Genomic DNA, 13772 nt, shown 5'->3' with positions numbered 1-13772 from the left:
TTGGGACGCATCGACTCAAATCCAACGCGTCACCGACCGATTGCGGTCAAAATAGCCGCCAAAATCGTCCGGCGACGTTTTGTGAAACCTCCAGAAAAGCAAAACGGAGCAGGAGAATCCCCAGCCCCGCTCCGAAAACTGTTAGCCGGGATGCCCGGTCAAATCACTGCCAGCGGTAGTTCAGCACCACCTCGATGTCCGGGTGCAGGCTGTGGTGGACGGGACAGCCGTTACCAGCGCTCTCCAGCATCTTCCGCTCGGGGTGATCCGCCGGCAGCGGCATGTCGAGATCGACCTCCAGCTTGGAAATACGGCGCGGCGTGTCGGTGGACATGTGCTTGCGCACGGCAACCTTCAGACCTTCCAGCGGGATCTCCTTCCGCTTTGCCACGATGCCCATGACCGTGGCCATGCAGACGCCGAGGCCGGTGGCGACGAGATCGGTGGGAGAGAAGGACTCGCCGCGGCCGTTGTTGTCCACCGGCGCGTCGGTCTCGAGCGTGGTGCCGGAGGGCACGTGGAGGGCGGAGCAGTGCAGGTCTCCCTGGTAGTCGATCTTGATTTCAACCATCGGTTTCGATGCCTTCTTCGGCAGGCGTGGTTTCCGGGATCGGCGGGACTTTGGCAAGCACGACGCGGAAGCCGTAGATGCTGTCGCGAAAGTCCGGCGGCTGGGTATTCCGCGCGCCGATGTAGAGATTCTGCGGCTGATAGGTATTCCACCCGCCGCCGCGCAGGACGCCGGAGGAGGATGACGGACTGTAATTGTCCGAGACCCACTCGTGGACATTCCCGCACAGGTCGTAGATCCCCAGAGAATTCGGAGGGAAAGAGCCGACCGGCGCCGTCCGCTCGAAGCCATCGATGTATCCCGAGATGGTCCGCTCGCTCCTGACGAGGATGGTGGCGCTGCCATCGGCCAGGTTCGCGACCTTCATTCCGTCTGCCCCGGGCGGCCACGCGGCACCCCACATGAAGACCTTTGCCCGCTGCGTGTCGCGCCGGGCTGGAGAGACGTTGGGCTGCTCCTTCAGCTCCGCCATCATGCTCCACTCGTAGTCGGTGGGCAGGCGATACTCGTGCACCTGGGTCAGTCGCTCCTGCTTCCGCTCCACCTCCGTCAGCCAGACGCAGAAGTCCTCGGCATCCTTGCGGGAAACGAAGACCACGGGATGATCCGGCCCCTGCTGGAAATCCGTGGCCGGGGCAGACAGGTTTTTCGCGCGGACAAAAGCATCGTAGTCCTTCACCCGGGTCTCCCAGATGGACGCCATCAGGTCGGTGCCCATGGGGACGAATTTCATCCCGAGCCCGTTTTCCCAAGGCTTCTCCATGACCACGCTGTTGTTCAGTTCCAACTTCAGGTGAAGATCCAGCCGCTCGTTTTCCTTGAGGGTCACCTTCTTGGACAGCGGCTTGTAGCCCTCCAGCAGGATCAGCAACTCGTGATCGCCGGGACGCAGCGGATCCGTCGTGAGCGGCCCGCGGGTCGTGCCGATGACGTAGTTGTAGGAATTCTCCGCCGTTTTCAGGAAGACCTCCGCGCCGGAGGGCTCGGTCGTCACGGTGATCCAGGCGTAGGGAATGGGCTCCACCCGGCAGCGGAAGGGGCGGAAATTCTCCTTCCGGGCACGCTCACTCATGCCGGTATTGGCAAAGGTGAGGTCCATCAACTGACGCGCGCGATGATTCACGGTGAGGAAACCGTCCCGGATGCCGCTTTCCGCCAGCCACCAGCAGAATGCCTGCGCCTCACCCTCGCTGGTCACGACGATCTTGCGCTTGATACCGTCTTCCTCGACTTCGACAAACTCGGCGACATCGCCGGGTCGTTCCTTTTCAGCAAGATAGCGATCCCATTCGTCCTTCCCCACCGGCCGGCGGCTCTGGTGCCCCTCTCCCACCGGGCCGTAGCGTTGCCCGAGGTGATCGACCCAGTTTTCGTTCGGCTGCGGCGGGGAGAAGATCTTCAGCTCGGCTTCCAACAACAGCGGCTCCTCCGCAGCCGAGGCGGGCACCACCGCATCCAGCGGAACGGAACCGTAGCCGTCCTTGTCCAGGCGGAAAGAGACCTGCTCCCCGACGTAGGAATTGAGCAGGTCGGTCGGCGTCGTGCCCAGTACCTCGCCATCGGAGGCAACCACCACGGCGCCCTCGGGACGGCTGTTGATCTTGATGAGCGCCGGGATCGGCTTCTTTTCCACCGGGGTCTCGTCGCCTGATCCGTTGATCGGCAGGAGATTCGCGAATTGGTTCGGCAGGCTCATCCACGGGCTGCCCTTGAAGGCCTCCCACGTGCCGAAGACAAGGGCTGCAGCCGTGAAAACCGTGGCGAAAAATGCACCCACCGGGCGACGCCGCTTCCGGCGCTTCCCTTCCTGCAACCGGCGCAGCACATCGGCCAGCTCTCCCGCGGATGAAACCTTTCGCTTTGAAAGCTGGGGCTCGCAGACGTCACAGACGATCTGGTTCAGCGCGAGCCAACGCTTCCGCTCCAGCTTTGGCGGCATGTCGTCCGGCAGTTCCGGGAAGTCCATGCGGTCTTTGCCGCTGGCGATCTCGTAGAGCACCTTACCGAGGCTATAGACGTCCGCCTGCGCCGATCCCGGACCCTCCGGCGGGACGAAGCCCTCGGTGCCCACGAAGGTCCGCTGGCCGCGCGCGGCGACGAGCCCGATGTCCGCCAGCTTTGCCTTGCCGCCGACGAAAATGACGTTCGCCGGCTTCACGTCGCGGTGCGCCAAGCCATTGTCATGCAGGTGCCGCAGGGCCTCCGCCAGGCGGACGCCCACATCGATGCAGAATTCCGTGTCGAGGCGCTTGCCGGGCACGCGCTTCACATCGCTGCGCAGCGTGCGGGCCTCGTATTCGATGGGATTGATCTCGCGCCCGGTGAGCACGTCATCCCCCAGTTCCATCACGTAGTAGTAGAAGGAGACGCCATCGACGCTGCGGCCGACGTGGAGGATATTCACCAGCCCCGGGTGATCCCGGGAGATGGGCTCGAATTTCAGGATGCCCTCGAACTCGCGCTCGAAGCTGCGCTCGTCCTCGAAATCCTCGCGCCACACCACCTTGACAGCGCGCAGGGCACCGGTCACGCCGCGGGCGAGCCAGACTTCCCCATACGCCCCGCCACCGACTTTCCGCAGGACTTCATGGTCCGGGATGACCGGATCGGGTCGCGGCCTATTCGTCGGCATCCTCCTCCAGTCGGGCGAGTTCCTTTTTCAAGACGGCACCCACGCGGTGCTTCGCGAGATACACCTGCGCCATGCTGACGTTCAGGTGGTCCTGGACTTTCTTCGCGTCCCACTGGCGGACGACGTAGCAGTCGAAGATCTGGTACTGTTTGGGCGACACCTGCGCTTTCACACGGGCTAAAGCGGCGTCGGCGACGTTCTTTTTCCATTCAACGTCCCAAAGTCGCGCCAGCATGTCGCCGCGCGGGTCCTCGAAGCGGTCGATGACGGCGGTTTTCCGGTCGTCTTCCCACTCCCCGCCTGCCATGGCGGTGTCCTTCTTGCGCTTGCGGAACTGGTCGTTGATCCGCCAGCGCGTCATGTTCATCAGCCACGTCTTGAAGGAGCCCTGCTCGGGGTCGTAGAGCTTCTTCTTGCTCTGCTTGGCGATGGAAAGGACGGTCTCCTGCACGCAATCGTGCGCCTCGTCCGGGCGCAGGCCGGCCTTGATGGCCACGGCGTAGATCAGCCGCCAGTAGGTCTGGTAGAACTCGTCCCAAGTCTTCTGGTCCTCCCAATTGTCCAGCCTTGCGATGAGGCTCTTCCGGGTCTTTTCGTAGGCAGCTGCGAGCACCTGGTCGCGCTCCTTGTCGTACTCTTGGTCGGACATCGGCTCCCCCTTACCACACCGGGGCAAGGGTGTCTTTCACGGAGTTCGCGGGCTGGCTTGGCCGTAGGGAATTTTATTCACGCCGGTCGATAGTTCGGAGAGATTAAGGATCAATCTTGGCATTTACAGTGCGCCTTTTTGCGGCATAGGGTTCGGTGCTGCTGTTTATAGCTTTCTCCAGTCCGGTTCACCCCACCGGACCACCCCCCACGGAGCGAGTTCCCCCACCCCTAATGCCCCCCTATCCCCCCGAAACCAATCCGTCACGCCAGGTCGAACGGATCCGCGAGATACTCGTGGGTCGTCAGATGGAATGCGTGGAACGACGCCTCGAGCGCCTGGAAGCGAACCTGCGCCCCATGCCGACCGAGGCCGGGGGAGATGTGTTCGAGATCCGGCTCTCGTCCTACGAAAAGCGCCATGACGAGAAGCTCGCCGCGCTGCGCGACGAGATCGATGCCGAGAAGGCGCGTCGTGTCGAGGAGACCCACCGTCTCGCCACCCAGATCCAGGCGGCTGCGCGCAATCGTGCCGACTCTGGCCTGGAGGCCCAGGTGGAGTTGGAGCAGCGCTTCACCCGCTGGCTCGATCACTGGAACCAAGGCTTTCGCAACTATCTCCAGCAGCGCGAGGATCATCTGATCTCAGAGCTGAAGGGCGAGCTTGAGAAGACCAAGGCGTGGGTCAGCACGAAGGTGGACACTGCGGACCGAGGCCGTGCCGAGCACGTACGCATGCAGGAGTCCTTCCAGCAGCTGGCCAATGCCGCACGGGCAATCGCCGAAGCCGCCGCCCTGCAAGCGGGCCACCCGGGAGGTGCGACATGACTGCCGCGATCCCACCGCTGCCCGCCCCGCTCGACCTGCTGGCCTGCCGCCCGGCGCGACCCGTCATTTCCGTCCAAAATCTGCCACTGCCGGGAAATCCAGCACCGGAGCCCCCGCGCCGGATGTCCCTGCCGGAGCTGGGTAATCAACCGCGCTTCTCCGCGGTGGAAACGCCACCCGCCCCGGTGACGCCTCCCATGCCCAGTCCACCGTCCGATTACACGGACGAGGATCTGCGCCTGGCGATCGCACCCCTCGTCGCCGGTGTCATGGGCGGAGGATCGTTTCATGACGATGCCTCGCTGGAGGCGATGCTGCGCTCCACCTTCCGCCGCGCCCTCGCCGAGCATCAGGTCGGGCCATTCCAGCAGCCTGGAGTCGGCCACCGCACCCTGTGGCACCTGCAGGCTCTTTTCACCAGTCGCAGCTACGACGAGATCGTCTCGGACAAGATCCGCCGCTTTCACGTCGAGGAGGTCTACCTGTTGGACCGGGACAAGCTCTCGCTCATCTCCTACGCGAGCTCGAATCCCGTGCGTCACGCCCACCCGCGGAAAGTCGGTTCGTTCGCCCGGAAGCTGGCCCTGCGCGTGCAGGACGATTCCGGAGCCTACATGTTCGGCTTCGAGCTGGGAGAAGGACGACGCACGCTCATCAGCGCCGGGCAATACAGCCTGCTCGTCGCCGTGATCCGCGGTGAAGTGACCGGTCTCGCGAAGACCGACCTCGAATTCGCCCTCAAACGGATCGAGCGCCGTTATCAGCAGGAATTCGCCCAAGGAGTGCCGCTTCTGGAGGAGCTCCAGCCGCTCCTGGAGGAGTGCCTGTTGATCCACTCGCCCGCCGCACCCGCGTCGCCCTAGCCGAGACAACTTCTTTCCACCAAGGCACTCGTCCCTTGACCGGGGGTGGCTTGATCCCTACGCAATCCCCGCACACATGGGATTTGACACATTAGGCCTCTCCGCAGCCGTTCTCGAAGCCGTCACGGAGTCGGGCTACGAAAACCCCACGCCGATCCAGGCTCAGGCCATCCCGCTGATCCTGGAAGGGCGCGATGTGATCGGTGCCTCGCAGACCGGCACCGGAAAGACCGCGGCCTTCGCCCTGCCGTCGCTGAGCAAGATCACGCCGATGGGCAAGCCCCAGATCCTGGTGCTGGAGCCGACCCGCGAACTCGCCCACCAGGTGGCCGAGCAATTCGAGAAATACGGCAAGCACACCGGTCTGAAGGTCGCCCTGCTCTTCGGCGGCGTCGGCTTCGGCGAGCAACTCAAGGCGCTGCAAGGCGGTGCCGACATCGTGGTCGCGACCCCGGGACGCCTCGTCGACCATTTCTACCGCGCCACCATGCGCTTCAACGAGGTGAAGATCCTGATCCTCGATGAAGTGGACCGCATGCTGGACATGGGATTCCTCCCGCAGGTCCGCAAGATCGTGAATCTCTGCCCGTGGGAGGGCCGTCAGACGCTCTTCTTCTCGGCGACCATGCCGCCGGCGATCCAGACCTTCGCCCAATGGTGCCTCATCAATCCGGTCAGCGTGGAAATCGCGCGCCGCGCGGTGGCATCCACCGTCACGCACGCCTTCTACCCGGTCTCGATGGACCAGCGCGACGACCTGCTCATCGCCCTGCTGAATCACACCGACTATCACTCGGTGATGATCTTCACCCGCACCCGCAAGGAGGCCGACCAGGTCTGCGCGCTGCTCAAGCGCGAGGGCCACGAGAAGGTCGCCGCGATGCACTCCGATATCAGCCAGGTGGACCGCATGAAGGCGCTCGCCGGCTTTAAGAGCGGTGAATTCGAAGTCCTCGTCGCGACCGACGTCGCCGCCCGTGGCATCGACATCTCCGGCGTCTCGCACGTCATCAACTACCGCGTCCCGGAGAATGCCGAGGACTACGTCCACCGCATCGGCCGCACTGGCCGGGCCGAGGCCGAAGGTGACGCCTTCACCATCCTTACCGCGGACGAGCTTGAGTTTGCCAAGTCCGTCGAGGTCTTCATCGACCAGAAGATCCAGCGCAAGAAGCTGGACGGCTTCGACTACATCTACACCGCCCTCCTCGACGATTCCCCTTCCAAGCCGATCCGCAAGAAGCCGATGGGCGGGAAGAAAAAGCGGCGTTGATTCTTCCCGGGGATCAGGCGAAACTGGACCCATGGTGACGACGGTCGATCTGGAAGTCATGAGCACGGCGGACAAGCTCCGCCTCATGGAAAACCTGTGGGAGAACCTCTCCGCAGGAACAGACGACATCACTTCACCCGAATGGCATGGCGGAGTCCTCACCGAGCGCGAGCGCCTGACGTCATCTGGCGAAGAAAGGTTCGTCGCGTGGAATGCCGCCAAGAAGCAATTGCGTGAGGAGTTGACGTGAGGATCGAGATTCAGCCGTCGGCGCTTGAAGACATCAGGCAGGGCTTCCGGTTCTATGAGCGTCAGGAGATTGGACTAGGGTCTTACTTTCTTGATTCCCTCTTTTCGGACATCGATTCGCTCCAACTTTTCGCGGGAATCCATTCGATCCATTTCGGTCGTTTTCATCGCCTGCTCTCGAAGCGTTTTCCCTACGCGATTTACTATCAGGTCGATGATGACGCAGCGCGCGTCCGCGCGGTCTTGGATCTGCGACGGAATCCTAAATGGATCGAACGGAGACTCAAAGGTCTCCCTTGAATCATGCGCGTCCTCGCCATCGACCCAGCAGTCCGCAATACCGGCTACGCCGTGGTGGAGGGCGACGGACACAAGGCGGTGGCCTTGGCCTTTGACGTGATTTCGATCCCGGATCGCCTTCCCCAGTCCGCGGCGCTCGCGGCGGTGCGGACCCACCTCCGGCATGTGATCGAGAAGCACCAGCCCGACCAGGTGGCGGTGGAAGGCATCATCTACGTGCAGTCCCATCGCACGGCGATTTCGATGGGCGCGGCACGGGCTGCGGCATTGATCGCGGCGGCAGATGCGGGATTGAATGTCTTCGAATACGCGCCGATGAAGGTGAAGATGGCGGTCACCGGAAAAGGCAGGGCTGACAAGCAGCAGGTCGCCTTTATGGTGCGTGCTCTGTTGGGTCTGTCCGAAACACCGCCCCACGACGCTGCTGACGCACTGGCCATCGGAATCGCGCACCTGCAAGCGTCCGATCCATTGAAGGCCAAAATGCTGGAGAGGCGTCAGGTCTGAGTATCTTGCGCAGCCACGCACTGAAACTGACGCGAACCATCAGACGATTTCACCCGCATGAAGACGATCCACCTGGGCACTGGCATTTCCTACGAAGAGGGGCTGAAACGGCAGGACACTACCGTTGACTCGCTGCTAGATGGCACGGGGGAAGAAACCCTATTCCTGTTAGAGCACGCCCCCGTTTACACCATCGGCCGTTTGCGCGACCAATCTTCGCTGCGGGATACCTCGATGCTTCCCGCGCCTGTGGTGGAAGCGAACCGCGGCGGCCAAGCCACCTACCACGGCCCCGGCCAACTGGTCGGCTACCCAATCCTCGACCTCCGCGAGCGGAATCGCGACCTGCATGCCCATCTCCGCGGACTTGAGGAAGCGCTCATCCTCACCTGCCACGACTTCGACATCCCGGCCGGACGCCGCGAGGGCCTGACCGGCGTGTGGGTGGAGAATCGCAAGCTCGCCTCCATCGGCGTGGGCGTGCGGAAATGGATCTCCATGCACGGCTTCGCCATCAATATCACGCCGGAATCGCTGCTACCTTTCTTCGCGATCACGCCGTGCGGGATCGACGGCGTGATCATGAGCTGCGTGGCACAAGAAGCCCGCAAGCCGGTGAGCGTTGCGGACTTCGCGGATGCTTTCGTCCCGCACTTCGGGAAGCTGTTCGCCCGGGCTTAACCGGGCTCCGGGGAGTGCCGACCTCTGGTCGGCACAGGGCGGGCGGAACGCCACACCCTTTACACCTTCATCACTTCCTTCTCCTTCGCCACGACGAGCTCGTCCACGACCTTCACATACTTGTCGGTCAGCTTCTGGACCTCGGCTTCGTGATCCTTCTGGCCATCCTCCGTGAGGATGTTGTCGGCCTTCATCTTCTTCGCAGCATCCATGCCCTCCTTGCGAGCACTGCGGACGCGGACCTTCCCTTCCTCGGCAATCTGCTTGATGAGCTTCACCATCTGGATACGGCGCTCCTCAGAGAGTTCGGGAATTGGTATGCGCAGCGAAATGCCAGCGGCAGCGGGGTTCAGCCCGAGACGCGACTCGCGGATCGCACGCTCCACGTCTTGCGTGGTCGCCGGGTCGAATACCTTGACTTCCAAAAGCCGTGCTTCCGGAGCAGTGATCATCGCGAGCTGCTTCAGCTTCATCGTGCTGCCGTAGCTGTGCACGTGCACGTCGATGTTTTCCACGAGGCTGGGCGAGGCCTTGCCCGTGCGCACCGTGGCGAATTCATGGTGCAGGTACTCGACGGCCTTCTCCATGGCCTCCTCGGTCTCAAGAATAGCGGTTTCCGGGTCCATAACGGGAAATTGTTAGAATAATCGGGCTCAGGCGACAACGGTCTCGTCTCCATCGACGATGGTACCGATCGACTCGCCGCGCAGCGCGCGGGTGATGTTGCCCTCCTGACCGAGATCGAAGATCACGATCGGGATATGGTTGTCCATGCACAGGCTGAAGGCAGTGGCGTCCATCACCTTGAACTGCTTCGAGATGCAGTCGTGGAAGGACACGCGCGAGAACTTCTTCGCATCCGGATTCTTCTTCGGGTCGGAGTCATAGACACCATCGACCATCGTGGCCTTGAAGACCACGTCGGCGCTCATCTCGCTCGCGCGGAGAGCGGCGGTGGTGTCGGTGGAGAAGAAGGGGCTGCCGGTGCCGGCGGCGAAGATCACCACGCGGCCGTCGTTGAGTTGGCGCTCGGCCTTCCGGCGGATGAAGGTCTCGGCGACGTTTTTCATCTCGATGGCCGACTGGACGACGCAGGGAACACCGTGATGCTCCAGCGACCCCTGCAGGGCCAGCGAGTTCATCACGGTGGCGAGCATGCCCACGTAGTCTGCGGTCGCACGGTCCATGCCGCGGGCGCTCGCGGAAGCACCGCGCCAGAAATTCCCGCCACCCACGACAATGCCGAGTTGCAGGTCTCCCGGAGCCAAGGCCTCGCGAACCTCGCGGGCGATGCGTTCGACGATCTCGGGCGAGATATTGTCGGTGCTGCCGGGTTCGCGGAGGGCTTCCCCGCTGAGTTTAAGGATGGCTCTCTTGTAGCGGGGCGGGGACGAACTCATTCGATGGCTGGCGTTGCGAGATCCAAGCAGGCCGCCGCGCCTTTTGAAAAGGCAAAAGGCGGAATCACTCGCCGCCAAGACGGTAAGTCGCCTCCAAATCCTTCAGCGAGGCGGTGCCGTCGTCCACACCCCCGATCAGCACCTTCACATCGAGCGGTTGTGTCTGCGGGCGCTGGTATTCTTCAAGGGTCCTCCGGATCGCCACCATGGCCAGCTTCAGCACCTGCCGGGCGGTGAGATCCACGCCCTCCGGGACGGCCAGTTGGGAAACATTCATCGTGACGTGCAGCCCGTCCTCTTTCGTTTCCGCGGTGATGCCGATGTTGCAGAGCACGAGCAGGTTCACCTCCTCGACCTTGTAGTTCGGATTGTTCGTCGGGAGCTTGTGGGGCGTGCGGATGGACTCGATGAGCACCTCGGGGAAGGCACCCGTCAGCGCCATCGGGCGTGCCGCCACGGTCGCCTGCAGCGCCTCGCCGGTCTCGGTGATGCCCTCGTCCACATCCGTCCCGTGCATGCTGAGCGGCTCGTGGATCGGCACCACGGAAATCGTGGTGGCCGCCAGCGGCGAAATCAGGGCGAGCAGGATGGGCAGCAGTTTCACGGGCACCAGCATGCCCCTTCTTTGCCGGGAAACAAGCGGTCAGACGAAACGGGGCAGCGTCCGCAACCCCTTCGCCCATGCCTCCGCGGGCATCCGCCGCGAGCCATCCGGCTGGATATCGCCCAACACCAGATAGCCGCTCCCGCAGGACACGCGCACCTCGCCCTCTTCCACCATCACGGTGCCGGGCTCGCCCGTGCTGCCCTGACCCGCCCGAGCGGGGAAGATCTTCACGCGCTTGTTGTCAAAGGTCGTCCAGGTCCCCGGCCACGGCTCGTAGGCACGGATGCGGCGTGCGAGACGCTCGGCGTCCCACGTCCAGTCGATGCGGCCGTGCTCCCGATCCAGCTTCGGCGCGTAGGTCGCCCTCCCGCCGTCCTGTGGTGTCCGCGTCGCGGTGCCTGCCAGTATCCCGGGCATAGCTTGGGCCAGCGCCTCGGCGGCAATGTCCGCCATGCGGTCGTGCAGCGAGCCGCCCGTTTCCTCCGGCCCGATCGGCGTGGCGAGCGGGTGGATGATGTCGCCGGCATCCAGCTTCGGCACCACGTGCATCACGGTCACGCCAGTCTCGGCGTCGCCCTCGTCGATGGCAGCTTGCAGGCAGGAGGCTCCGCGATGCCGCGGCAGAAGAGAGGCGTGGAGATTGATGCAGGCGATCCTTGGAATGGCGATCAGCGCCTTCGGCAAGATCTGCCCGTAGGCCATCACGACGATCACATCGGGGGCCAGTTCGCGCAATTCGGCGAGGCTCGCCTCGTCGCGCACGCTCTCCGGCTGGAGCACCGGGATCCCGGCCTCCAGCGCCGCCAGCTTGATCGGTGGCGGGGTCAACTCGCGGTGACGCCCGGCGGGCTTGTCCGGCTGGGTCACCAGCGCGAGCGGCACGAGGCCGTCCGCGATCAAGCGGCGGAACGCGGGGATCGCGATCTCCCCGCTGCCGAAAAACACGATCCGGGCGTCCATGAGACTCATGCCACCACCTTCGAGACTTCCTGATAGACCGGTAGCGAGACGACCTTCGAGATGATGTCGTTCAGCACCTTCACGGGCGGATGCGTCGCATCGATGTCCGTCACCAGCGCGGGCGAGTAGTAGTCGAGGATCGGCTTCGTCTCCGCCTCATAGGTCGCGATGCGCTGGGCGATCACGCGGTCGGAGGCGTCGTCGATGCGGTTGTCCTTCAGCGCCCGCTTGCGCATGCGGCGTGCGAGTTCCTCGCGGTTCGGGCAGGAGAGGTGGAAGACTTGGTGGATATCGAGGAATTCCGAGATCATTTCGGCCTGCGGGACATTCCGCGGGATACCGTCGAGCACGAGGAAATCGATGTCCGGCTTGTAAACGTGGGACTCGCGCCAGTTGTCCACCTGCGCCTTCCACAGCTCGATGGTCAGCTCGTCGGGCACCAGTTCGCCGCGGCTGGAGTAATGGATGAAGCGCTGGCCGAGCGGCGTGCGGGTATCGAGGGAGCGGAAGACGTCACCGCACGCGCAGTGGAAGAAGCGCGGGATGGAGCCGAGGATTTTTCCCTGGGTTCCTTTGCCCGAGCCCGGCGCACCGAGGATCAGGAAAGCGGGACGTTTGATATCGAGTGCCTTCGACATGAGCGGCGAGACATAGGAATCCCGGCATCCGCCCGCAAGTGCTATCTGGCACTCGAGAGCATCCAGAAAATCGGGAAAGGAACGATCAGTGCCACATCCGCCAACACCCGCAGGGCATCCATCGAGAAGCGATCCCGCACGCGATTGAGCACGAAAAGCAGGGCCGTCGCGATCAGGACTGCGTAGAAGAAAGGGCGCTTCGTCGTTTCCTCATCCAGACCCGCCGAAAGAATGCAGGCGGCTCCCAGTACTGCCAGCGGAAGGGTCAGCGCAAGCTCGTGCGCGGCCTGGTAGTCCTCGTCGCGCGACTGCCGGGACTGCTCCCAGAAATGGATCGCCGAGATATTCACCGCGCAAAGCAGCGCGAAGCACAGCATCTCCCGGGACTGGATGAGGTGGAAGACCCCCTCTGAGCCGATGTGCATGTGCGCGAGCATCGCCGTGCCGAAGGAGAAGGTCACACCCGCCACGAGATTCCGCAGGTGAGGGATCTCCGGATTCCCCGCCGATGCCAGATTCATCGAGAAGAACACGAAGGTGAAAATGATCGCAGGCAGCAGGTAGCCGAGATCCGACGGGAAACCGATGAGCAGCGCCGGCAGGACGAAGAACGCCATGTAAACGCAGCCGAGCGCGGCCACGACCGTGAGCCAGCCGAGGACTCCCTGATGCCGCTTCACGAAGGCATGGCGCGGCCCAAGACGGGGATCGTCCGCGTGCAACAGCTTCACATCCAGCAGGCGGTCCGCCATGTAGATGACCCACACGGCCAGCCCCAGCGCGAGATAGTGCGGCCACTCCAGCAGACCCAGCCACATGCGGGCAAACATCGCCAGCCACACCACCGCGACGATCGGTGCGTCCAGGCTGAGAAGATTCGGCCAGAGCCAAAGGGGTATGCGGCGTTCCGGCATTCGGTAGCGCGGAAACTTTCGCGACGCCGCCGCGGATGGCAAGTCCCCATCCCGCGGTTTTCCCATCGCCAAGCTCCCCCGCCCCGTGCTGCCCTTCCCCGGTGACCATCGGGGACTGCCGTTTCGCCGCCATCGACTTCGAGTCCGCCGGGACGGCCCGGGGCCGGACGGACGTGCCCGTGCAGGTCGGCCTCGCTTCGTGGTCGCCTGCGGGCGGCCACGGGGAGCGCTTCATGTCCTATCTCGCCAGCGATGCCCCCATCACCTGGTCCGCCCGGAAGGTCCACGGCATCCGGGACGAGGACCTTCACGGCGCACCCGCCCTGCTTTCCCTGTGGCCGCAGATGAAGAAGCACCTCGCCGGAGCAGTGGTGGTCGCCCATGGCAAGGGCACGGAGAAGCGCTTCCTGCGCGCCTTCCCCGGGCATGGCTTCGGCCCGTGGGTGGATACGCTGCTGCTTTCCCGCGCGGCGTGGCCGGACCTGCCGGACCATTCCCTCTCCGCGCTTTGCGAAAACCGCGGGATCGCGCCGGATCTGGAGGGCGGACGCTGGCACGATGCCCTGTATGACGCACTCGCCTCGGTGCTACTGCTGGAGCACCTGATCGCCCACCACGATCTCGCCGCGCGACCGCTGGATGCCTTGCTGCGGCCCGACACCGCGGACTGGCACCGGCTGCGGCGATGACCGGATCGCGGG

The 13772-nt window shown here is 63.7% G+C and carries 16 protein-coding genes; 7 read left to right on the top strand and 9 right to left on the bottom strand.

Features of this window, described 5'->3' with window-relative positions:
• Positions 1 to 163: 163 nt before the first annotated feature.
• Genes OKA04_RS01450 through OKA04_RS01440 form a run of 3 tightly spaced genes read right to left on the bottom strand, consistent with a single transcriptional unit; the run spans position 164 to position 3852 of the window.
• Positions 164 to 571, bottom strand: a complete 408-nt coding sequence (locus OKA04_RS01450; protein WP_264499337.1) for an OsmC family protein — start codon at positions 569 to 571, stop codon at positions 164 to 166.
• Entirely contained in the window at positions 564 to 3203 is a 2640-nt protein-coding gene (locus OKA04_RS01445; protein WP_264499336.1) for an SUMF1/EgtB/PvdO family nonheme iron enzyme, read from the bottom strand. Before OKA04_RS01445 ends, OKA04_RS01450 begins: the two co-directional genes overlap by 8 nt.
• A complete protein-coding gene (locus tag OKA04_RS01440; protein ID WP_264499335.1) occupies positions 3190 to 3852 on the bottom strand; it encodes a sigma-70 family RNA polymerase sigma factor in 663 nt (220 codons plus the stop codon). Before OKA04_RS01440 ends, OKA04_RS01445 begins: the two co-directional genes overlap by 14 nt.
• A 317-nt stretch (positions 3853 to 4169) precedes the next feature.
• Here OKA04_RS01440 and OKA04_RS01435 point away from each other — a divergent pair, with 317 nt between their 5' ends.
• The 6 genes from OKA04_RS01435 to lipB all read left to right on the top strand — a co-directional run bounded on the left by OKA04_RS01435 (position 4170) and on the right by lipB (position 8552).
• The gene (locus tag OKA04_RS01435; protein WP_264499334.1) at positions 4170 to 4679 is read left to right on the top strand and encodes a hypothetical protein; all 510 of its coding nucleotides are present in this window, start codon (positions 4170 to 4172) and stop codon (positions 4677 to 4679) included.
• On the top strand, positions 4676 to 5542 hold the full coding sequence (locus OKA04_RS01430) for a hypothetical protein (protein ID WP_264499333.1): 867 nt from the start codon (positions 4676 to 4678) through the stop codon (positions 5540 to 5542). Before OKA04_RS01435 ends, OKA04_RS01430 begins: the two co-directional genes overlap by 4 nt.
• A gap of 76 nt (positions 5543 to 5618) precedes the next feature.
• Entirely contained in the window at positions 5619 to 6815 is a 1197-nt protein-coding gene (locus OKA04_RS01425; RefSeq protein ID WP_264499332.1) for a DEAD/DEAH box helicase, read from the top strand.
• Positions 6816 to 6846: 31 nt separating this feature from the next.
• Complete coding sequence (locus OKA04_RS01420; protein ID WP_264499331.1) at positions 6847 to 7065, top strand: addiction module protein; 219 nt, start codon at positions 6847 to 6849, stop codon at positions 7063 to 7065.
• A 302-nt stretch (positions 7066 to 7367) separates the two neighbouring features.
• Positions 7368 to 7871 (top strand): crossover junction endodeoxyribonuclease RuvC, encoded by a 504-nt coding sequence (gene ruvC, locus OKA04_RS01415; protein ID WP_264499330.1) that lies wholly within the window; start codon positions 7368 to 7370, stop codon positions 7869 to 7871.
• Positions 7872 to 7928: 57 nt separating this feature from the next.
• Positions 7929 to 8552 (top strand): lipoyl(octanoyl) transferase LipB, encoded by a 624-nt coding sequence (gene lipB, locus OKA04_RS01410; RefSeq protein ID WP_264499329.1) that lies wholly within the window; start codon positions 7929 to 7931, stop codon positions 8550 to 8552.
• 59 nt (positions 8553 to 8611) lie between these two features.
• Here the strand turns inward: lipB and frr are convergent, their stop codons facing one another.
• The 6 genes from frr to OKA04_RS01380 form a co-directional block, all read right to left on the bottom strand.
• Complete coding sequence (gene frr, locus OKA04_RS01405) at positions 8612 to 9178, bottom strand: ribosome recycling factor (RefSeq protein WP_264499328.1); 567 nt, start codon at positions 9176 to 9178, stop codon at positions 8612 to 8614.
• Between the two features lie 27 nt (positions 9179 to 9205).
• Entirely contained in the window at positions 9206 to 9952 is a 747-nt protein-coding gene (gene pyrH, locus OKA04_RS01400; protein ID WP_264499327.1) for a UMP kinase, read from the bottom strand.
• A 64-nt stretch (positions 9953 to 10016) separates the two neighbouring features.
• Positions 10017 to 10556 carry a hypothetical protein gene (locus tag OKA04_RS01395; protein ID WP_264499326.1) on the bottom strand — a complete coding sequence of 180 codons (540 nt, stop codon included), beginning with the start codon at positions 10554 to 10556 and terminating at the stop codon, positions 10017 to 10019.
• A 39-nt stretch (positions 10557 to 10595) separates the two neighbouring features.
• Positions 10596 to 11519, bottom strand: coding sequence for a methionyl-tRNA formyltransferase (gene fmt, locus OKA04_RS01390; RefSeq protein WP_264499325.1), 924 nt, complete (start codon positions 11517 to 11519; stop codon positions 10596 to 10598).
• A gap of 5 nt (positions 11520 to 11524) precedes the next feature.
• Positions 11525 to 12157: an adenylate kinase family protein gene (locus OKA04_RS01385; protein WP_264499324.1), complete on the bottom strand. Its 633-nt coding sequence runs from the start codon at positions 12155 to 12157 to the stop codon at positions 11525 to 11527.
• A gap of 41 nt (positions 12158 to 12198) precedes the next feature.
• Positions 12199 to 13071: a UbiA prenyltransferase family protein gene (locus tag OKA04_RS01380; protein WP_264499323.1), complete on the bottom strand. Its 873-nt coding sequence runs from the start codon at positions 13069 to 13071 to the stop codon at positions 12199 to 12201.
• A 101-nt stretch (positions 13072 to 13172) separates the two neighbouring features.
• Between OKA04_RS01380 and OKA04_RS01375 the strand changes: the two genes are divergently transcribed.
• Complete coding sequence (locus OKA04_RS01375) at positions 13173 to 13760, top strand: 3'-5' exonuclease (protein ID WP_264499322.1); 588 nt, start codon at positions 13173 to 13175, stop codon at positions 13758 to 13760.
• The last annotated feature ends 12 nt before the right edge of the window (positions 13761 to 13772 follow it).

Source organism: Luteolibacter flavescens, assembly GCF_025950085.1.
GTDB classification, from domain to species: domain Bacteria; phylum Verrucomicrobiota; class Verrucomicrobiia; order Verrucomicrobiales; family Akkermansiaceae; genus Haloferula; species Haloferula flavescens.
The sequence above is the reverse complement of the archived record's forward strand: the minus strand, read 5'-3'. Positions and strand labels throughout refer to the sequence as shown.

Coding starts and splice junctions, on each gene's coding strand:
- frr (WP_264499328.1), bottom strand. CDS start 9,178: ATGGACCCGGAAACCGCTATTCTTGAGACCGAGGAGGCCATGGAGAAG.
- OKA04_RS01425 (WP_264499332.1), top strand. CDS start 5,619: ATGGGATTTGACACATTAGGCCTCTCCGCAGCCGTTCTCGAAGCCGTC.
- OKA04_RS01430 (WP_264499333.1), top strand. CDS start 4,676: ATGACTGCCGCGATCCCACCGCTGCCCGCCCCGCTCGACCTGCTGGCC.
- lipB (WP_264499329.1), top strand. CDS start 7,929: ATGAAGACGATCCACCTGGGCACTGGCATTTCCTACGAAGAGGGGCTG.
- OKA04_RS01380 (WP_264499323.1), bottom strand. CDS start 13,071: ATGCCGGAACGCCGCATACCCCTTTGGCTCTGGCCGAATCTTCTCAGC.
- fmt (WP_264499325.1), bottom strand. CDS start 11,519: ATGGACGCCCGGATCGTGTTTTTCGGCAGCGGGGAGATCGCGATCCCC.
- OKA04_RS01450 (WP_264499337.1), bottom strand. CDS start 571: ATGGTTGAAATCAAGATCGACTACCAGGGAGACCTGCACTGCTCCGCC.
- OKA04_RS01445 (WP_264499336.1), bottom strand. CDS start 3,203: ATGCCGACGAATAGGCCGCGACCCGATCCGGTCATCCCGGACCATGAA.
- pyrH (WP_264499327.1), bottom strand. CDS start 9,952: ATGAGTTCGTCCCCGCCCCGCTACAAGAGAGCCATCCTTAAACTCAGC.
- ruvC (WP_264499330.1), top strand. CDS start 7,368: ATGCGCGTCCTCGCCATCGACCCAGCAGTCCGCAATACCGGCTACGCC.
- OKA04_RS01385 (WP_264499324.1), bottom strand. CDS start 12,157: ATGTCGAAGGCACTCGATATCAAACGTCCCGCTTTCCTGATCCTCGGT.
- OKA04_RS01440 (WP_264499335.1), bottom strand. CDS start 3,852: ATGTCCGACCAAGAGTACGACAAGGAGCGCGACCAGGTGCTCGCAGCT.
- OKA04_RS01420 (WP_264499331.1), top strand. CDS start 6,847: ATGGTGACGACGGTCGATCTGGAAGTCATGAGCACGGCGGACAAGCTC.